This is a genomic window from Pantoea sp. JZ2, from assembly GCF_035191405.1.
GTDB classification, from domain to species: domain Bacteria; phylum Pseudomonadota; class Gammaproteobacteria; order Enterobacterales; family Enterobacteriaceae; genus Pantoea; species Pantoea stewartii.
Map to the genome: position 1 here is coordinate 3,452,926 of NZ_CP045247.1, position 17,161 is coordinate 3,470,086.

Annotated in this window: 18 protein-coding genes; 13 read left to right on the top strand and 5 right to left on the bottom strand. The window is 54.5% G+C overall.

Annotated features, from left to right (window positions below; all coding sequences use genetic code 11):
• Positions 1-219: 219 nt before the first annotated feature.
• From leuS to lipA, 13 genes are all read left to right on the top strand, one after another.
• Entirely contained in the window at positions 220-2,802 is a 2,583-nt protein-coding gene (gene leuS / locus GC087_RS16615; RefSeq protein ID WP_039342889.1) for a leucine--tRNA ligase, read from the top strand.
• 14 nt (positions 2,803-2,816) lie between these two features.
• Entirely contained in the window at positions 2,817-3,416 is a 600-nt protein-coding gene (gene lptE / locus GC087_RS16620) for an LPS assembly lipoprotein LptE (protein WP_006118413.1), read from the top strand.
• Complete coding sequence (gene holA / locus GC087_RS16625) at positions 3,413-4,444, top strand: DNA polymerase III subunit delta (protein WP_162286302.1); 1,032 nt, start codon at positions 3,413-3,415, stop codon at positions 4,442-4,444. The genes lptE and holA overlap by 4 nt, the downstream gene beginning before the upstream one ends.
• Positions 4,437-5,078, top strand: coding sequence for a nicotinate-nucleotide adenylyltransferase (gene nadD, locus GC087_RS16630; protein ID WP_006118411.1), 642 nt, complete (start codon positions 4,437-4,439; stop codon positions 5,076-5,078). The genes holA and nadD overlap by 8 nt, the downstream gene beginning before the upstream one ends.
• Before the next feature lie 90 nt (positions 5,079-5,168).
• Positions 5,169-5,486, top strand: a complete 318-nt coding sequence (rsfS, locus tag GC087_RS16635; RefSeq protein WP_006118410.1) for a ribosome silencing factor — start codon at positions 5,169-5,171, stop codon at positions 5,484-5,486.
• A 3-nt stretch (positions 5,487-5,489) separates the two neighbouring features.
• A complete protein-coding gene (rlmH, locus tag GC087_RS16640) occupies positions 5,490-5,960 on the top strand; it encodes a 23S rRNA (pseudouridine(1915)-N(3))-methyltransferase RlmH (RefSeq protein ID WP_006118409.1) in 471 nt (156 codons plus the stop codon).
• A 34-nt stretch (positions 5,961-5,994) separates the two neighbouring features.
• Positions 5,995-7,899 carry a peptidoglycan DD-transpeptidase MrdA gene (mrdA, locus tag GC087_RS16645; protein ID WP_033737455.1) on the top strand — a complete coding sequence of 635 codons (1,905 nt, stop codon included), beginning with the start codon at positions 5,995-5,997 and terminating at the stop codon, positions 7,897-7,899.
• A gap of 8 nt (positions 7,900-7,907) precedes the next feature.
• The gene (gene mrdB, locus GC087_RS16650; RefSeq protein ID WP_006118407.1) at positions 7,908-9,020 is read left to right on the top strand and encodes a peptidoglycan glycosyltransferase MrdB; all 1,113 of its coding nucleotides are present in this window, start codon (positions 7,908-7,910) and stop codon (positions 9,018-9,020) included.
• 10 nt (positions 9,021-9,030) lie between these two features.
• Positions 9,031-10,161 carry an endolytic peptidoglycan transglycosylase RlpA gene (rlpA, locus tag GC087_RS16655; protein ID WP_054687999.1) on the top strand — a complete coding sequence of 377 codons (1,131 nt, stop codon included), beginning with the start codon at positions 9,031-9,033 and terminating at the stop codon, positions 10,159-10,161.
• 132 nt (positions 10,162-10,293) lie between these two features.
• Positions 10,294-11,505, top strand: coding sequence for a D-alanyl-D-alanine carboxypeptidase DacA (dacA, locus tag GC087_RS16660; RefSeq protein WP_324030650.1), 1,212 nt, complete (start codon positions 10,294-10,296; stop codon positions 11,503-11,505).
• 103 nt (positions 11,506-11,608) lie between these two features.
• Positions 11,609-11,872, top strand: coding sequence for a DUF493 family protein YbeD (gene ybeD, locus GC087_RS16665; RefSeq protein ID WP_006118404.1), 264 nt, complete (start codon positions 11,609-11,611; stop codon positions 11,870-11,872).
• A 173-nt stretch (positions 11,873-12,045) separates the two neighbouring features.
• Positions 12,046-12,702, top strand: coding sequence for a lipoyl(octanoyl) transferase LipB (lipB, locus tag GC087_RS16670; RefSeq protein ID WP_039342901.1), 657 nt, complete (start codon positions 12,046-12,048; stop codon positions 12,700-12,702).
• Positions 12,703-12,871: 169 nt separating this feature from the next.
• Positions 12,872-13,837 carry a lipoyl synthase gene (gene lipA, locus GC087_RS16675; RefSeq protein WP_006118402.1) on the top strand — a complete coding sequence of 322 codons (966 nt, stop codon included), beginning with the start codon at positions 12,872-12,874 and terminating at the stop codon, positions 13,835-13,837.
• 111 nt (positions 13,838-13,948) lie between these two features.
• On the opposite strand, the gene tatE is transcribed toward lipA, so the two are convergent.
• The 5 genes from tatE to pagP all read right to left on the bottom strand — a co-directional run bounded on the left by tatE (position 13,949) and on the right by pagP (position 16,771).
• Complete coding sequence (gene tatE / locus GC087_RS16680; protein ID WP_006118401.1) at positions 13,949-14,152, bottom strand: twin-arginine translocase subunit TatE; 204 nt, start codon at positions 14,150-14,152, stop codon at positions 13,949-13,951.
• A 145-nt stretch (positions 14,153-14,297) separates the two neighbouring features.
• Positions 14,298-15,095 carry a deaminated glutathione amidase gene (locus GC087_RS16685; protein WP_324028735.1) on the bottom strand — a complete coding sequence of 266 codons (798 nt, stop codon included), beginning with the start codon at positions 15,093-15,095 and terminating at the stop codon, positions 14,298-14,300.
• Between the two features lie 39 nt (positions 15,096-15,134).
• Complete coding sequence (locus tag GC087_RS16690) at positions 15,135-15,566, bottom strand: GNAT family N-acetyltransferase (protein ID WP_110267784.1); 432 nt, start codon at positions 15,564-15,566, stop codon at positions 15,135-15,137.
• A gap of 311 nt (positions 15,567-15,877) precedes the next feature.
• Positions 15,878-16,087 (bottom strand): transcription antiterminator/RNA stability regulator CspE, encoded by a 210-nt coding sequence (cspE, locus tag GC087_RS16695; protein WP_006118399.1) that lies wholly within the window; start codon positions 16,085-16,087, stop codon positions 15,878-15,880.
• A gap of 150 nt (positions 16,088-16,237) precedes the next feature.
• Complete coding sequence (gene pagP, locus GC087_RS16700; RefSeq protein ID WP_110267826.1) at positions 16,238-16,771, bottom strand: lipid IV(A) palmitoyltransferase PagP; 534 nt, start codon at positions 16,769-16,771, stop codon at positions 16,238-16,240.
• Between the last annotated feature and the right edge of the window lie 390 nt (positions 16,772-17,161).

Below are 17,161 nucleotides of genomic sequence, written 5' to 3' on the forward strand. Positions count from 1 at the left end.
ATTCTCCTTTTTGCGCTCAGTACCTGTACTAAGTTTAGCTACTTTGTCACATTTGCCCGGCTCGCTGGGTAAGGAAGCGTAAAAGAGTGAAAGCAGGGATGCGTTGACGATAAATCGCCCCCGTAAAAGTGGGAAGTGTTGTTGATGTGCGGCCTTATGGGTATGCTATGCGGATCGTAAAGTCAGCAAAGTGTCATCTATTAAGGACCACAGGCAGCCATGCAAGAGCAATACCGCCCGGAAGAGATTGAATCCCGCGTTCAGCAGCAGTGGGATGAAAACGAAACGTTTAAAGTGACTGAGCAGGAAGGCAAAGAGAAGTACTACTGCCTGTCTATGCTGCCCTATCCTTCTGGCCGCCTGCACATGGGCCACGTTCGTAACTACACCATCGGCGACGTCATTGCGCGTTATCAGCGCATGCTCGGCAAAAACGTGCTGCAGCCAATTGGCTGGGACGCCTTCGGTCTGCCTGCGGAAGGCGCGGCGGTCAAAAACAATACCGCGCCGGCGCCCTGGACTTATGACAACATCGCGTACATGAAAAACCAGCTTAAGCTGCTGGGATTTGGCTATGACTGGAGCCGCGAGCTGGCGACCTGTCAACCGGAGTATTACCGCTGGGAACAGTGGTTCTTCACCAAACTGTATGAAAAAGGCCTGGTGTACAAAAAAACCTCGGCGGTGAATTGGTGCCCGAACGATCAGACCGTACTGGCTAACGAGCAGGTTATCGATGGCTGCTGCTGGCGCTGTGACACCAAAGTCGAGCGCAAAGAGATCCCACAGTGGTTCATTAAAATCACTGATTACGCCGAAGAGCTGTTAAACGATCTGGATACGCTGGAAGAGTGGCCTGAGCAGGTCAAAACCATGCAGCGTAACTGGATCGGCCGTTCTGAAGGGGTGGAAATCACCTTTGACGTGGCAGACAGCAGCGAAAAAGTGACGGTTTATACCACGCGTCCGGACACCTTCTACGGCGCGACCTATGTCGCTGTCGCCGCCGGTCATCCGCTGGCGGCACAGGCGGCGGCCAGCAACCCTGCTCTGGCTGATTTTATCGCAGAATGCCGCAATACCAAGGTAGCCGAAGCCGATATGGCCACCATGGAAAAGAAAGGCATGGCGACAGGCCTGTCTGTCGTGCATCCGTTAACGGGTGAACGTCTTCCTGTGTGGGTCGCGAACTTCGTCCTGATGGAATACGGTACGGGTGCGGTCATGGCCGTGCCGGCGCATGACCAGCGCGACTGGGAATTTGCGACCAAATACGATCTGCCGATCAAACCGGTTATCCTCAATCTGGACGGCAGCGAGCCTGACGTCAGCGCCGCCGCGATGACCGACAAAGGTACGCTGTTTAACTCTGCCGAGTGCAGCGGCCTGGATCACAGTGCCGGTTTTAACGCCATTGCAGATGCGCTGGCGGCAAAAGGCGTTGGCGAGCGTAAAGTCAACTATCGCCTGCGCGACTGGGGCGTTTCTCGTCAGCGTTACTGGGGCGCGCCGATTCCGATGGTAACCCTGGAAGATGGCACCGTCATGCCGACACCAGAAGACCAGTTACCGGTGATTCTGCCGGAAGACGTGGTCATGGACGGCATTACCAGTCCGATTAAAGCCGATCCGGACTGGGCAAAAACCACCGTGAACGGTCAGCCTGCGCTGCGCGAAACCGATACCTTTGATACCTTTATGGAATCGTCGTGGTACTACGCGCGTTATACCTGTGCAGACTATAAGGACGGTATGCTGGACCCGGCTGCAGCAAACTACTGGCTGCCGGTAGATCAGTATGTCGGCGGCATCGAACACGCCATCATGCACCTGATGTATTTCCGCTTCTTCCATAAACTGCTGCGTGATGCAGGCCTGGTGAATTCGAATGAGCCAGCCAAACGTCTGCTGTGCCAGGGCATGGTGTTAGCGGATGCGTTCTATTATCTGGGCGTTAACGGCGAACGTAACTGGGTTTCGCCGGTTGACGTGACCGTCGAGCGCGATGAGAAAGGCCGCATTGTTAAAGCCGTAGATACTCAGGGCCGCGAGGTGATTTACGCGGGCATGAGCAAAATGTCCAAGTCAAAAAACAACGGCATCGATCCCCAGCTGATGGTTGAGCGCTATGGTGCCGATACCGTCCGTCTGTTCATGATGTTTGCCTCGCCTGCGGATATGACGCTGGAGTGGCAGGAATCCGGTGTGGAAGGAGCAAACCGCTTCCTGAAACGTGTCTGGAAACTGGTCTACGATCATTCACAGAAAGGTGCAACGGTTGCCCTGGACGTCGCCAGCCTGAATGACGATCAGAAAGCGTTGCGCCGCGACCTGCACAAAACCATTGCCAAAGTGTCGGATGATATTGGTCGTCGCCAGACCTTTAACACCGCGATTGCGGCGGTCATGGAGCTGATGAACAAGCTGGCGCGTGCGCCGCAGGACAGCGAGCAGGATCGTGCGTTGATGCAGGAGGCCTTACTGGCCGTGACGCGTTTGCTGTATCCGTTCACCCCGCATGCCAGCTACGTGCTGTGGCAGACGCTGGGCGGCGAAGGCACTATCGACAATGCGGAATGGCCAGTGGCAGATGACGCCGCAATGGTCGAAGATTCTCTGCTGGTCGTGGTGCAGGTCAACGGTAAAGTGCGGGGTAAAATTACTGTGGCAGCCGAGGCTACACAGGAGCAGGTTCAGGCGCGCGCTGCTGAGGAGCCCCTGGTGGCGAAATACCTTGATGGTGTGAGCATTCGTAAAGTCATTTATGTACCGGGCAAACTGCTTAACCTGGTTGTGGGTTAAGTTCAGGAGGAACTGTGCGACATCCGATTATCAGGTTGTTTGTCATGCTGGCGGCGGTGATCACCGCTGGCTGTGGTTTTCACCCGCGCGGCACCACTCAGGTGCCGACGGAACTGCGAACGCTGGTCTTAGAAACGGGCGATCCTTACGGGCCGCTGACGCGTGTGGTGCGTCAGCAGTTGCGAATCAACAACGTTAACATCGTTGAAGCGACGCAGAAAAACAGCATGGTCGTACCGACCCTGCGTCTGGGCGGGGAATCTCAGGGTCGAAGCACCGCATCCGTCTTCATCAGCGGCACCACCGCTGAATATCAGATGGCGATGGTGGTTACGGCTCAGGTCTTGATTCCCAACAAAGGGATCTACCCTATCAGCACGACCGTTTATCGCTCGTTCTTTGATAACCCGAACGCGGCCCTGGCGAAAGATGCGGAACAGGACATGATCACCCAGGAGATGCGTCAACGTGCAGCCGAACAACTGGTTCGTAAGTTGTTGGCGGTACATGCGGCCCAGATGGACAGCCCGCAGACATCCTCTTCGTCAACGGTGGCAAAACCGGTTCACTCTGCTGCGGGAACGGCCTCTTCCGCGGCACCCCTGACGCAATGATCAGGATTTATCCGGAACAACTCAGCGCGCAGCTCCGTGAGGGGCTGCGCGCCTGTTATTTATTAACCGGCAATGAACCTCTGTTGTTGCAGGAAAGTGCGGATGCCATTCGCGCCAGCGCCGTGGCGCAGGGCTTTGAAGAACATGTGAGTTTTACCCTGGATGCACAAACAGACTGGGACAGCCTGTTTGTCAGTTGCCAGTCAATGAGCCTGTTTACTCAGCGACAGACGCTTACATTGCAGTTTCCTGAAAATGGTCCCAATGCCGCCATCGCCGAACATCTGATCACGCTCGCCTCGCTGCTTCATGAGGATATTTTGCTAATTTGCCGGATGGCGAAACTCAGCAAAGCGCAGGAAAACAGCGCCTGGTTTAAAGCGCTGTCAGCCCATGCGGTGCTGGTTCCCTGCCAGACGCCGGAGCAGGCGCAACTGCCGCGCTGGGTCACCAGCCGGGCCAAAGCGATGAAGCTCGCGATCGACGATGCGGCGGTCCAGCTACTCTGTTACTGCTACGAAGGTAACCTGCTGGCGCTGGCGCAGGCACTTGAACGCCTGTCTCTTCAGTGGCCCGATGGCAAGCTCACGCTACCGCGCGTTGAAGCCGCAGTCAGTGATGCCGCGCACTTTACGCCTTATCACTGGGTCGACGCGCTACTGGCAGGCAAGAGCCGTCGCGCACTGCATATCCTGCAACAGTTGGAAAGTGAAGACAGCGAAGTGACGATATTGCTGCGGACGCTGCAGCGCGATCTGATGACCCTGCTGCACCTGCAACGTCATCAGACACAGCAACCTCTGCGTACACTGATGGATCAACAACGCATCTGGCAAAATCGCCGTCCTCTCTTTACTGAGGCGTTGCAGCGCCTTGATGCAGCGCGCTTACAACAGGCAATCCATCTGTTGACGCAAATCGAAATTACGCTGAAACAGGATTATGGACAATCGGTCTGGCCACAGTTGCAAACGCTGTCGATGCTGATTGCCAACCGTGCTTTTCCCGCGAGTTTTGCCCATGTCTGATTTACACGCCCTGTTTGGCGGCACCTTCGACCCGATCCATTTCGGCCATTTACGCCCGGCAGAAGCGCTGGCGCAGCAAACTGGCCTGGCACGGGTTACCCTGTTGCCCAACAATGTGCCGCCGCACCGGCCGCAGCCGGAAGCCAGTCCGCAACAGCGCCTGGCGATGCTGCGGTGCGCTATTCGCGATCTGCCGCTTTTTGATATCGATACGCGCGAACTGCAACGGGACACGCCCTCATGGACTGTCGATACGTTAGAAGCCATACGGGCTGAACGTGGCGATCAGCCGTTAGGGTTTATTATCGGTCAGGACTCATTACTGACGCTTGCAAAATGGCATCGCTGGCAGGATTTACTGAGCCTGTGTCATCTGCTGGTGTGCCAGCGACCAGGCTATCCGACTGAGATGGCGACGCCGGACATGCAGGACTGGCTGGACAGACACGTGATCCACGATCCTCAGGAACTGCAGCAGCGTCCGGCCGGCGGCATCTGGCTGGCAGAAACCCCGCGCTATGCCATTTCAGCTACCGAAATTCGCAAGCGTCGTCATCAGCATCTCGCCTGTGACGATTTACTGCCCGCCTCGGTAATCGACTATATCGACCGCGCCGGCTTATATCGCGACTGATATGGGCGTGATATACTACGCCGCTAAATTTTTCGGCTGTATCCCGGGCGTCAGCCAGCCCGCTCTCACCAGTTTTTAAAGGGGAACCTTTTGCAAGGTAAAGCACTCCAAGAGTTCGTTGTTGATAAGATTGATGATTTGAAAGGTCAGAACATCGTCACCCTCGACGTTCAGGGTAAATCAAGCATTACTGATTTCATGATCATCTGCACCGGCACCTCGACGCGCCACGTTACCTCAATCGCTGAACACGTTGAGCAGGAATCCCGCGCCGCCGGCCTGATGCCGCTTGGCGTTGAAGGCAAGACGGCCGCTGACTGGGTTGTGGTCGACCTCGGTGAAGTCATCGTGCATGTGATGCAGGAAGAGAGCCGTCAGTTATATGAACTGGAAAAGCTCTGGGGTTAAGCGGTGAAATTGCAGCTTGTTGCCGTCGGCACCAAAATGCCTGACTGGGTGCAGACCGGTTTTATGGAATACCTGCGTCGTTTTCCCAAAGACATGCCGTTTGAACTGACGGAAGTTCCGGCGGGCAAACGGGGTAAAAATGCCGACATCAAACGCATCCTGGAAAAGGAAGGTGAAGCGATGCTGGCCGCCACAGGTAAAGGCAACCGGATTGTCACGCTGGATATTCCCGGACAGCCCTGGGAAACCCCACAGTTGGCCCAACAGCTGGAACGCTGGAAACAGGATGGCCGCGATGTCAGCCTGCTGATTGGCGGCCCGGAAGGGTTAGCGCCAGCCTGCAAAGCGGCGGCGGAACAGAGCTGGTCGCTTTCGGCCTTAACGTTGCCTCATCCGCTGGTGCGCGTGCTGGTTGCCGAAAGCCTCTATCGCGCATGGAGCATTACGACAAATCATCCTTATCATCGTGAATAACCGATAAGCTCACTCCAGACATTACAAGTAGCGGATGAAATTACAAAGCAACGCCTTTCGCGATTACAGCGCCGAACAAAAAGTCTTTGTCCGCAGGGCTTTTATTGCTTTTGTCGGCGTCTTACTGCTCTCCTCCGTGCTGGTGGTTAATCTCTATCACCTGCAGATTTTACGTTTCGACGATTACAGTACCCGCTCCAACGAAAACCGAATCAAACTGGTGCCGGTCGCGCCCAGCCGCGGCATCATCTATGACCGCACGGGTACGCCGCTGGCCCTGAACCGGACCATTTACCAGGCAGAACTGGTGCCGGAAAAGGTCGATGACCTGAAACAAACCCTGCAAAATTTGCGTCCGGTCCTCGAACTCACCGATGAGGATATCGAGGCGTTTGAAAAAGAGCGTAAACGTTCACGCCGCTTCACGTCGATTCCGGTTAAAACCGGGTTGAATGAGGTGCAGGTGGCGCGCTTTGCGGTAAATCAGTATCGCTTTCCTGGCGTAGAAGTGAAAGGCTACCAGCGCCGCTACTATCCCTATGGCCAGACACTGACTCATGTTGTGGGCTATGTGTCGAAAATTAACGACCGCGACGTAGCCCGTCTGGATAAAGAGGGAAAATGGCCCAACTATGCGGCGACGCATGATATCGGCAAACTCGGTATCGAAGCCTATTACGAAGACCTGCTGCATGGCAAAACCGGCTATGAAGAGGTCGAAGTTAACAACCGTGGTCGGGTCATACGGCAGTTGCATGAGCAGTCGCCCCAGGCCGGTCGTGATATTTATCTGACTATCGATCTCAAGCTGCAGCAGTATATTGAAACGCTGCTGGCCGGTAGTCGTGCAGCGGTCGTGGTCAGCGATCCGCGCACCGGTGAGATTCTGGCGATGGTGTCGACCCCCAGCTACGATCCCAACCTGTTCGTTGACGGCATTTCCAGCAAAGACTATCGCGGCTTGCTGAACGATGAAAATCGCCCACTCTATAACCGTGCGATTCAGGCCGCTTATCCGCCTGCTTCTACCGTTAAACCCTATGTTGCCGTCTCCGCCCTGAGTGCGGGGGTGATTAACCGTAATACCAGCCTGTTCGATCCTGGCTGGTGGCAACTCCCCGGCTCCGAGAAACGCTACCGTGACTGGAAAAAATGGGGACATGGTCGCCTGAATGTCACCAAATCGCTGGAAGAGTCCGCTGATACCTTCTTTTATCAGGTTGCCTATGATATGGGCATCGATCGCCTGTCGGAGTGGATGACGAAATTTGGCTATGGCATGCGCACCGGCGTTGACCTGCCTCAGGAAAGCGCTGGCAACATGCCGACGCGTGACTGGAAAATGCGTCGCTTTAAAAAGCCCTGGTATCAAGGCGATACCATTCCAGTCGGCATCGGTCAGGGTTACTGGACAGCGACACCGTTGCAGATGAACAAAGCGATGATGATTCTTATCAACGACGGCATCATCAAAGTGCCGCATTTGCTGCGCGCGACCCGCGAAGGCCGCACGCTGGTGCCTTATCGTCAGCCGCCTTCCCAGCCGATTGGCGATATCCACTCTGGCTACTGGGAAATTGCCAAAGACGGCATGTACGGCGTCGCCAACCGGCCAAACGGCACGGCCCACAAAAGCTTTGCCGATGCGCCTTACAAAATTGCCGCGAAGTCCGGTACCGCACAGGTCTTCGGTCTGAAAGAGAACGAAACGTATAATGCGCATAAAATCGCTGAACGCTTACGTGACCATAAGCTGATGACCGCTTTCGCGCCTTACGATAAACCACGCGTTGCCGTCACCATGATTCTGGAAAACGGCGGGGCCGGTCCGGCAGTGGGCACGGTCATGCGCCAGATTCTGGATCACATTATGTTAGGCGATAACAATACTGTCCTGCCGGATGCTGCGCCTACACCACCTGGCTATGAAGGTGAATAATCATGTCGATGAATGACAGCCCGCAGAAGCGGACGATCTGGATGCGCATGCACATTGATCCGCTGTTTATGCTGATCATCCTTGCGCTACTGACCTACAGCGCCATTGTTATCTGGAGTGCCAGCGGCCAGGATCCCGGCATGATGGAACGTAAACTGGGCCAGATCGCCATGGGATTAGTGGTGATGCTGGTGCTGGCGCAGGTCCCGCCGCGAGTGTATGAAGGCTGGGCACCTTATCTGTATATTATCTGCGTCATTCTGCTGATCGCGGTGGATGCTTTTGGGCAAATCAGTAAAGGCGCACAGCGCTGGCTGGATTTGGGGTTTGTCCGCTTTCAGCCTTCCGAGATCGCCAAAATTGCGGTGCCGTTAATGGTGGCGCGTTTTATTAACCGCGATGTCTGTCCACCTACCCTGAAGAATACCGCAATTGCGCTGGTGCTGATTTTTCTTCCCACACTGCTGGTGGCCGCACAGCCTGACCTCGGCACCTCGATTCTCATCGCCGCGTCCGGGCTGTTTGTGTTGTTTCTGTCGGGCATGAGCTGGAAACTGATTGGCATTGCCGTCCTGCTGGTCGCAGCCTTTATTCCTATCCTGTGGTTCTTCCTGATGCATGATTATCAGCGAGACCGCGTGATGATGCTGCTTGATCCGGAAAGCGACCCATTGGGCGCGGGCTATCACATCATTCAGTCAAAAATCGCCATTGGCTCCGGCGGCTTGCGCGGTAAAGGCTGGCTGCACGGTACTCAGTCACAGCTGGAATTCTTGCCGGAACGTCATACGGACTTTATTTTTGCCGTGCTGGCCGAAGAGCTGGGTCTGGTCGGCGTGTTGTTACTGCTGGTGCTCTACCTGCTGTTAATCATGCGCGGCCTGATCGTCGCCGCCCGGGCACAGACCACCTTTGGGCGCGTCATGGCGGGCGGATTAATGTTGATTTTATTCGTCTATGTTTTCGTTAACATTGGCATGGTTAGTGGTATCTTACCGGTGGTTGGCGTTCCGCTGCCGCTGGTCAGCTATGGCGGCTCGGCGCTTATTGTGCTTATGGCGGGATTTGGCATCGTAATGTCGATCCACACACACCGAAAAATGTTATCTAAAAGTGTTTAAGAGGTCGCAGATGCGTAAGGACTGGCTTGGCGTTGTATTGGCTTCAATGGTGTTGGCTGCATGTTCTACCCAGGAACCGCAACAGCAGAGTGCTCCACCCCAGCCCGCCTACAATGGCCCGGTGGTGGAAATTCCTGGCGTTGAGCCGCGTTATGAGCCGGTCAATCCGTCGACCAGTCAGGACTACAGCGTCAATGGCAAGACTTATCACATCATCAAAAATCCGGCTAACTACAGTGAAGTCGGATTAGCAGCCTGGTATGGCGACGAAGCCCAGGGCAGCCGTACCGCCATCGGCGAGGCTTTTGATCCGGATGCCCTGACCGCCGCGCATCCGACACTGCCGCTGCCAAGTTATGTGCGCGTCACGAATCTGGCCAACGGACGTCAGATTGTCGTGCGCGTTAACGATCGTGGCCCTTACACGCCAGGACGCATTATCGATCTGTCGCGTGCGGCCGGCGATCGTCTGAACATCTCCAATAACACCCGCGTCCGCGTGGATTACATCAGCGTCGCGCCAGATGGCACGCTCTCGGGTCCGGGTACTATCGGCACTGTTGTGGCAAAACAGAGTTACGCCCTGCCCGCGCGTCCCGATCTGAACGGCCCCGTCATGAGTTCGCCCTCCGTCATGAACGGCGGCGGTCAGACGCAAACGGCACCGGCAATGGAAACGGCACCTGCCGCACAGGACGTGTCGCCTATCAGTAATGCGACGCTGAAAACGGACAATGCCATGGGCGCGCCCGTTCAGAGCAGTGGTTTCCTGGGGGCCCCTCAGCCCTTACCGAGCGGTGTTCTGGAAGGCAGTGAGCCAGAGGCGGCCCCCGCCGCTGCCGCACCGGTGGTTGCCAGCGCCGCCGCGCCTCACGCCGCTTCAGCCAGCCAGAGCAGCAGCGCTTCGCTGTCCGGCTATGTCGTCCAGGTCAGCGCTATCAATGATGCTGCACGTGCGCGCCAGCTGCTCAGCAGTCTGCGCCAGCGCTTCGGCGTACCCGGCGCAGTGGAAAACGCGGGGAACAACGTCTATCGCGTACAGCTCGGCGGTTACAAAACCCGTGCCGAAGCTGTGGCGCTACAGCAGCGCCTGAGCCGTGAGGGCCAGAGCGCGGCTTTTGTGACCACCGCAGGTCGTTAAACAACAGCTTTACTCATGACTGGTAACGTCTGTTAACAACCCAGTTATCAAGCCGGATGCCTGTTAATCAGGCATTTGTTATGATGAATGACTTTTTTTAACCCTAAACCCATGGATGTTGTCGTCCCACACATGAACACGCTGAAACCTTCTCGTTTGTTAAAACGCCTGACAGTGGGATCACTGATCGCTTTCTCTCTCAGCCATGCCGCCATTGCTGATGATGTCAATCTTAAGACCATGATTCCGGGCGTTCCGGATATTGATGCGGAAGCCTACGTTCTAATCGACTACAACTCAGGCAAAGTGCTGGCTGAAAAGAACGCCGATGCACGCCGCGATCCCGCCAGTCTGACGAAGATGATGACCAGCTACGTGATTGGTCAGGCAGTGAAAGCCGGGAAAATTCATCAGGACGACATGGTGACTGTTGGTCAGGATGCCTGGGCAACGGGCAATCCGGTCTTTAAAGGATCATCACTGATGTTCCTGAAACCCGGCGATCGCGTACCGGTTTCTCAGTTAACGCGCGGTATCGTCCTGCAGTCCGGCAATGATGCCTGCGTCGCGATGGCGGACTATGTTGCCGGCAGCCAGGATGCTTTCGTAGGGCTGATGAACAACTACGTGAAAGCGCTGGGTCTGCAGAACACGCACTTCCAGACCGTCCATGGCCTGGACGCCGAAGGCCAATACAGCTCCGCCCGTGATATGGCGTTGATTGGTCAGGCGCTTATCCGTGACGTGCCGGAAGAGTATGCGGTTTACAAAGAAAAAGAGTTTACCTTCAACAACATTCGCCAGATGAACCGTAATGGTCTGCTGTGGGATACCAGTCTGTCGGTCGACGGGATCAAAACCGGCCACACCGCAGCGGCGGGCTATAACCTGGTTGCCTCTGCGACAGAAGGTCAGATGCGCCTGATTTCCGCCGTAATGGGTGGACATACCTTTAAGGGCCGTGAAACCGAAAGCAAAAAGCTGCTGACCTGGGGCTTCCGCTTCTTTGAAACGGTTGCACCGTTGAAAGCCGGCAAAGAGTTTGCCTCTGAGCCCGTGTGGTTTGGTAACAGCGATCGCGTACAGCTGGGCGTGGAAAAAGATGCGTATCTGACCATTCCTCGTGGCCGTATGAAAGACATGAAAGCCAGCTATGTGCTGAGCAATACTGAACTGCATGCACCGTTGAAGAAAAACCAGGTTGTGGGCAGCATCAACTTCCAGTTAGATGGCAAAACCATCGATCAACGCCCTCTGGTGGTGCTGAACGAAGTCTCTGAAGGCGGCTTCTTTAGCCGTATCGTTGACTACATCAAACTGATGTTCCATCACTGGTTTGGTTAAAGGTGCATGGCGGCGGTTGAAAAACCGCCACCTCGCCCCCATTACAGGTTAATATGATGCTCCCGCTTCGGCGGGAGCCTGTTTTTTAAGTACCGGAGTGATTATGAAAACCAAACTGAATGAACTGCTCGAATTCCCGACCCCGTTTACCTATAAAGTGATGGGGCTGGCACAACCGGAGCTGGTTGATTTGGTGCTTGAAGTGGTGCAGCGCCATGCTCCCGGCGATTACAGCCCTGAAGTGAAACCGAGCAGCAAGGGTAACTATCACTCGGTCAACGTCACCATTAATGCGACACATATCGAACAGGTTGAAACCCTGTATGAAGAACTGGGCAAAATTGAAATCGTGCGCATGGTGTTGTAACACTGTCAGTCATACTGCCAACGGGCCATGTCGGTGTTACCGGCTGGCCCGTTTTTGTTTGCTGACCGCGCCGGTGCGGCGGAAAACGTCTCAGCCTTCCTTTTACGCTCATCATTTCACTTCCGCGCGGCCGGCGTTATACTCAGCCTCTGCCCTCTTAACGGATATTCGTTTTGTCAGCTGAAACGCTCCTTATTCGCCAGCCTGGTTTATGTGACTGGCAGTTAACCTCAGACGCGATGCATCGCTACACCGACCAGCGCGACGCCGAAAGCCGTGATGAAGTCTGGCTGGTTGAACACCCGCCGGTCTTTACCCAGGGCCAGGCAGGCAAAGCCGAGCACCTGTTGATGCCCGGCTCGATTCCGGTGGTACAGAGCGATCGCGGCGGCCAGGTGACCTATCACGGTCCGGGCCAGCAGATCATGTATGTGCTGATCGATGTTAAACGTCGCAAAACCGGCGTGCGTCAGCTTGTCACCGCGTTAGAAGAAACGGTGATCGCCGTACTGGACAGCTTTGGTGTGGCGGCTCGGGCGCGCGCCGATGCACCCGGCGTTTATGTCGGAGAAGAAAAAATCTGCTCGCTGGGCCTGCGCATTCGCAAAGGATGCTCGTTTCATGGGCTGGCTCTCAATGTCGATATGGATCTCAGCCCGTTTTTGCGTATCAACCCCTGCGGTTACGCGGGCATGCACATGACGCAGTTAAAACATTTTTGCCCGGAGGTCACGCTGGCGGATGTCCGCCCACGGCTTGCCGAGACCTTCGCCCGCCAGTTAGGTTATCAGCAGGTGGAATGGCATGAGACGGAACCGGCCTTACCTTGACGGTGCGTGCGTATTTACAAATATGTAACTTATCACGCACGTCTGTGGCTGCTTCCTGGCCGCTGAGATGATATAATTTTTGCACTTTTTTCAAATAAAGTTGAAAGCCGCCTTCTCGGGTTGAGTGAGACAGCTTTCAAATCGCAATCCGACCGGAACCTGCTGATTTATGAGTAAACCAATTCAGATGGAACGCGGCGTCAAATACCGTGACGCAGACAAAATGGCGCTGATCCCGGTGAAAACCGTGGCCGTTGACCGGCAAGAAATCTTACGCAAGCCGGAGTGGATGAAAATCAAACTGCCTGCGGACTCCAGTCGTATTCAGGGCATTAAAGCGGCGATGCGTAAAAACGGTCTGCACTCTGTTTGTGAAGAAGCCTCCTGCCCTAACCTTGCCGAATGCTTTAACCACGGTACCGCCACCTTTATGATTCTGGGTGCAATTTGTACCCGACGTTGCCCGTTCTGCGATGTGGCACACGGTCGCCCCAACGCGCCCGACGCGAATGAACCCGGTAAGCTGGCACAGACCATTGCCGACATGGCATTGCGCTATGTGGTAATCACATCCGTGGACCGCGACGATCTGCGCGACGGCGGTGCTCAGCACTTTGCGGACTGTATTACCGCCATCCGCGAAAAAAGCCCTAATATCAAGATCGAAACGCTGGTACCCGACTTCCGTGGTCGCATGGATCGTGCGCTCGAGATTCTGACCGCCACCCCACCGGATGTGTTTAACCACAACCTTGAGAACGTGCCGCGTGTATACCGTCAGGTGCGTCCGGGTGCCAACTATGAATGGTCGCTGAAGCTGCTGGAGCGTTTTAAAGAGGCGCATCCTGATGTACCGACGAAATCCGGTTTAATGGTTGGTCTGGGTGAAACCAATGCTGAAATCATTGAGGTCATGCGCGATCTGCGTCGTCACGGTGTGACAATGCTTACTCTGGGACAGTACTTGCAGCCCAGCCGTCACCATTTACCTGTTCAGCGTTATGTCAGCCCGGCGGAGTTCGATGAAATGAAAGAAGAAGCGCTGGCGATGGGCTTTACCCACGCAGCCTGTGGACCCTTTGTGCGTTCTTCTTATCACGCGGATATGCAGGCAAAAGGGCTGGAAGTGAAATAAGCATTCGCCGTTGTGTCAGGTGCAGAAAAAACAAAAACCAGATTGTCCGCAATCTGGTTTTTTTCTGCAGTCAGAAATAAAAAGTAACACTTCTGTCATTCTGACGCGGTCTTACTCTTTATGAGAAACGCGTTCTGCAGGGGTTTCTTCCGCTGAGGTACGTGCTGCACTGGAATCTTCGTCTTTCATAGCCTTTTTAAAGCCTTTGATTGCGGAGCCCAGATCGCCACCCAGAGAGCGTAACTTGTTGGTGCCAAAAAGCAGTACGATAAGCGCACCGATAATCAGCAGCTTGGCAATACTGATACCTTCCATATTTAACCTTATAATCTGACGAATAACGGTAATGACTATTTAGGCGCAGTTTAGGGGCAACCTCAAGCGGAATCTGTAACAGAGTAAGAAAACGCCCGACGCATTTTATGCGCTACGCCTTGCCCGTTCTCCTGCGCCTTGGGGATCAACGCGCCGGATCCAGCTCTGGCCGGGCAAAGCGACGGTTCTCCAGCACCGGCAGCTGAGCCCGCGCCGCCGCAATGCGCTGTGGGTCCAGATCGGCAACGATCAAAGCAGGCGACTCCGCGGCGCGACTTATGGGTACGCCCAGCGGATCGATCACCATACTGTTGCCAATATTACGTGCGCCGCACTCGCCCACCGCCAATACATAACAGGTATTTTCCAGCGCTCGCGTTCGGGTGAGTAAATCCCAGTGCATCTCTTTTAGCGGTCCTCTGACCCACGCTGATGGCACGACCAGCACGTCAGCACCATCCAGCACCAGACGTCGTGCCATTTCCGGAAACCGCACGTCATAGCAGGTCATCAGCCCAACGTTCATGCCCGCCACGGGCACCAACGGCGGCACGTCCTGACCGGCCTCAACCCGCGCCGATTCCTGCATTGAAAAGGCGTCGTACAGATGCAGCTTGCGGTATTCCGCCAGAATCTTGCCGTCGCGAATGACTACCAGAACGTTAAAGACTTTATGGCTGTCGCCCGGCACATGCATCCCGAACACGGTCGTCAGCGTCTGCCCCTGGCTGGCGGTCAGTAACTGGGTCAGAAACGGGCCGTTCAGCGGTTGGGCCGCTTCCCGTATCCAGTCAGGGTTGGTCATATCTGTGGCCAGCACGGCCTCCGGTAGCACCAGCAGATCGGCGCTGGCTTCCCGGGCTTGTGCCATCATGTTTATACAGGCTTGCGCATTCTCCTGCCATTCCCGTTTAACGACAAACTGACCCAGCGCGACTTTCATTCGTCATCCTCCCTGCCGACAGCAGCCCTGCTGTGGCGCTTATAATGGCTGTAAGGCTTTCACATGGTAGCGTGGTGATTCAACATACCCTTCGCGGCCATAAAACTGGTTGGCTTTAAGGCGTGACGCATGACAATGTACTTCCATGCGATCACAGCCATGGTGCGCCGCCAGCGCTTCAGCCTGCTTAAGCAGCGTCTGTCCCACCCCTTTGCTGCGCTCACCATCGGCAATACAAAAATAGCTAATACGGGCAAAATCACCGGCCAGGGCCAGTTGTGGGATGAAGTGCATAGAGAGAAAACCCAGCACCTGATTACCGTGTTCGGCCACCAGCAGCGTTTCACTGGGATCGGTTATCAACTGGGCAAGGCGCTGTTCAATAAACGACTCTGTGCCGCCATAACCTAATTCACTTAACAGCGCGCTCAACACGAAACTGTCCCTGGCCTGGGCGGGGCGAATATTCATCCTGTCACCTCTTCCTCTGCGATGTAGAAAGGTAGTTATAACCCGATCAGCCCGAAAATGCTGCCTCGGGAGGTTGTTATAATTATGTTACAGGAGCTATCTGTGACTGGTAGCGCAATTTATGCGCTGAAATACCGTCCTAACGGCGGATAAGCGGCTGGCTGGATTAAGAAAGGTAGCAGGAAAGCAGCCGTTCGTGAGGTTAAAGTGAGCAGCACCGCAAGTAGGGTTCTCGCCGCCGCAAAAATCAGATTAACGCAGGCATAAAAAAACCCGCCAGAAGGCGGGTTTTTAGAATTCTGACTGTTAACTTACAGACTGATAACGTTAGCAGCAGATGGGCCTTTTGCGCCGTCAGTGATTTCAAACTCTACACGCTGACCTTCAGCCAGAGTTTTGAAGCCATTGCTCTGGATCGCAGAGAAGTGTACGAATACATCTTTGCTGCCATCTTCAGGAGTAATGAAACCGAATCCTTTAGATTCATTAAACCACTTAACGTTACCTTTAATCTTAGACATCTATATTACCTTTACATGAAAAATGGACACTAAACTGTGTCGTCATCTAGTACAGCAATTGCTGAAGGTTTTGTCCAGCCTGATTTGATGAAAAAGTGATAAATATCCATTTTATTTACCCTTCGGTGACTTATTCACTGGCGCGGACAGTTAAAACTGCCAGCGCACCCAGGCAAAATACACGTTCCCGTTGTTATAAGTCCCTGGAATATAAGTCATTTGAAAGTTCACCGGGCCGTAACCTACTGATGCCAGAGGTAATATAGCCGGGATGGGATAATATCCCCAGTTATCCCTTGCCGTTACCCCAACCGTATAGCCCAGTCCATAATGAAATGCCTGATTAGTGAGCGGGCGCCAGGTCGCTTCCCAGCCATAGCCTGTAAAGGGTTCCCAATGATTAAAGGAGTCTTTGAACGCCATCGCATAAAGGCCATGCCAGTTCCCTTTCTCGTCGTAACGGGAAACGCCACCGCCCGCTCCCCAGGGACGTTCGTTGTAGCGATCAATATGCTCTCTGTCATAGGTCCAACGGTTGTGCCAGGTGATGGCAGGCACATAAAGATCGATGCTCTGCGGTTGTTCCCAGGTTTGCTGAACATTATCGCTAAAGGTGTTCCAGCCGGATTTGATTTGCTGGGTAAATGTGGCGGCCTGGAGGGAAAAAGAGACAAACAGGGCCAAAAAGGGGCCTGAAAAAAGAGATTTATTCACGTCAATGCTACCTGTATCGTTTCGATTAAATTCAGTATTCCACACTGAAACTCAGTAACGGAAAAACGCCTCGATCCCGGATACGTGTCCCTCTCCGGGTATTTTCAGCATGTAATTATCATTCATGTTACGGAAAAGTGGGGAAATTTTAACGTAAAAAATCTGAACACATCCCAAACGGCAAGGGCAAATAGCCGCTTACCTGCCCTTCAGCTAGCGAAACAGCAACTTACAGGCAACCGGGCTTACTGAGAAGCCCGCTAAAATATGGTGTGTCCCTGTCCTACTCCTCTATGAAACCGGGCGTTGATCCTGCTTGTGCGGGCGTACAAGGGCCTTGATGAGAAGAACAGCGATTGC

Excerpts from the sequence above, each read along its gene's own strand:
- leuS (WP_039342889.1), top strand. The coding sequence starts at position 220 with ATGCAAGAGCAATACCGCCCGGAAGAGATTGAATCCCGCGTTCAGCAG.
- holA (WP_162286302.1), top strand. The coding sequence starts at position 3,413 with ATGATCAGGATTTATCCGGAACAACTCAGCGCGCAGCTCCGTGAGGGG.
- nadD (WP_006118411.1), top strand. The coding sequence starts at position 4,437 with ATGTCTGATTTACACGCCCTGTTTGGCGGCACCTTCGACCCGATCCAT.
- mrdA (WP_033737455.1), top strand. The coding sequence starts at position 5,995 with ATGAAATTACAAAGCAACGCCTTTCGCGATTACAGCGCCGAACAAAAA.
- mrdB (WP_006118407.1), top strand. The coding sequence starts at position 7,908 with ATGAATGACAGCCCGCAGAAGCGGACGATCTGGATGCGCATGCACATT.
- rlpA (WP_054687999.1), top strand. The coding sequence starts at position 9,031 with ATGCGTAAGGACTGGCTTGGCGTTGTATTGGCTTCAATGGTGTTGGCT.
- dacA (WP_324030650.1), top strand. The coding sequence starts at position 10,294 with ATGAACACGCTGAAACCTTCTCGTTTGTTAAAACGCCTGACAGTGGGA.
- ybeD (WP_006118404.1), top strand. The coding sequence starts at position 11,609 with ATGAAAACCAAACTGAATGAACTGCTCGAATTCCCGACCCCGTTTACC.
- lipA (WP_006118402.1), top strand. The coding sequence starts at position 12,872 with ATGAGTAAACCAATTCAGATGGAACGCGGCGTCAAATACCGTGACGCA.
- tatE (WP_006118401.1), bottom strand. The coding sequence starts at position 14,152 with ATGGAAGGTATCAGTATTGCCAAGCTGCTGATTATCGGTGCGCTTATC.
- GC087_RS16685 (WP_324028735.1), bottom strand. The coding sequence starts at position 15,095 with ATGAAAGTCGCGCTGGGTCAGTTTGTCGTTAAACGGGAATGGCAGGAG.
- GC087_RS16690 (WP_110267784.1), bottom strand. The coding sequence starts at position 15,566 with ATGAATATTCGCCCCGCCCAGGCCAGGGACAGTTTCGTGTTGAGCGCG.
- cspE (WP_006118399.1), bottom strand. The coding sequence starts at position 16,087 with ATGTCTAAGATTAAAGGTAACGTTAAGTGGTTTAATGAATCTAAAGGA.